Annotated in this window: 1 protein-coding gene and 1 pseudogene; both read left to right on the top strand. The window is 63.2% G+C overall.

Going from position 1 to position 1,367, the window contains the following annotated elements:
• Positions 1 to 186, top strand: a pseudogene (locus tag A3764_RS25580) (TAXI family TRAP transporter solute-binding subunit); the annotation flags it as partial.
• 120 nt (positions 187 to 306) lie between these two features.
• Positions 307 to 1,367, top strand: a 1,061-nt coding sequence (locus A3764_RS23495; RefSeq protein ID WP_161487544.1) for a TRAP transporter permease, incomplete at its 3' end; no start/stop codon positions are given.

Genomic DNA, 1,367 nt, shown 5'->3' with positions numbered 1-1,367 from the left:
ACCCTGTGGGAGCATTCCGAAGAGCTGAAGGCCATTCACCCGTCGCTCGCGACCTGGACGCCGGATCGGTTTGCCGACACCGCCGTCGTGGTCCCGTTCCACCCGGCCGCCATTGAATTCTTCAAGTCCAAGGGCGTGTGGACCGACGAGCTCGAAGCCCGTCAGGCTGAGATTTCGGCGAAATAACCCATGATGCGCCGGGCCACGTCCCGGGGCGACACAGTAACGGATCGCTCCGGCCCGGTGAAGGCGGCCGGGGCGATCCTCCCTGTAAGAGTCCACACGCCAACCGGAGGCCAGACACCCGTGCAAGAAAACAACAGGGTTCTGAAACGCCCGTATCGCTACGTCTACGAGGTCCTTGCTATCATCCTGCCCATCGCGGCGCTGATCTATTCGCTTCAGCTGCTGCCGCGCTTCGGCATCATCATATACAAGGAACAATACCTGACGCTGTTCATCGCGATCTGCGTCGCGATCTCGTTCCTGGTCAAACCCTTCTCCAAGTCCCAGGTCCGCGAAACGCCGCCCTGGTATGACATAATCGGGGCCGTTCTGGCGCTGATCGTCGGGGGTTACATCTTTCTGAATTACGACGAAATCGTCCGCAGCCTTGGCCTCATCACCACCGACAAGGTGATCGTCAGCGTGATCGGTATCGTCCTGCTTCTCGAAGTGGCACGCCGCCATGTCGGCTGGACCATGGTTAGCGTCGGCCTTCTGGCGCTCGGATACGCCTATTTCGGTCACTACCTGTCGGGCATGTTCGAAACCCGCGTGATCCGCTGGGACCGGCTCGTCACCTATAACTATCTCGGAACCGGGGCGATCTTCGGCACGCCGGTCTATGTCGCGGCCACCATCGTCACCAGTTTCGTGGTCTTCGGACAGGTACTGTTCCTGGTCGGTGGCGGCGATGCGATCTCTGACTTCGCCTTCGCCCTGATGGGCCGCCGCAAGGGCGGACCCGCCAAGGTCGCGATCATGTCCAGCGCGCTCTTTGGCTCGCTCTCGGGCAGCGCCTCGGCCAACGTGGCCACCACCGGGATGCTCACCATCCCGATGATGCGCAAGGTCGGATATTCGCCCGAACGGGCCGGCGCGGTCGAGGCAGTCGCCTCCACCGGCGGCCTCGTCCTGCCCCCGGTCATGGCCGCCACCGGCTTTCTCATGGCCGAGTTTCTGGCCGTTCCCTATGCCACCGTGGCCATCGCGGCGGCGGTTCCGGCGCTCCTGTTCTACTTCTGCGTCTACCTTCAGGTTCACCTCGAAGCGGTGAAAGCCAGCATGGAAGGCGCCGACGCGACCGAGCTTCCGGACCTGCGCGATGCGGGCCGCCGGATGATCCCGGTGGCGGTGCCCTTCGC

This window comes from Sulfitobacter sp. HI0129 (assembly GCF_001635395.1).
Taxonomy (GTDB): domain Bacteria; phylum Pseudomonadota; class Alphaproteobacteria; order Rhodobacterales; family Rhodobacteraceae; genus Sulfitobacter.
This window is presented reverse-complemented; position numbering and strand designations above follow the sequence as displayed.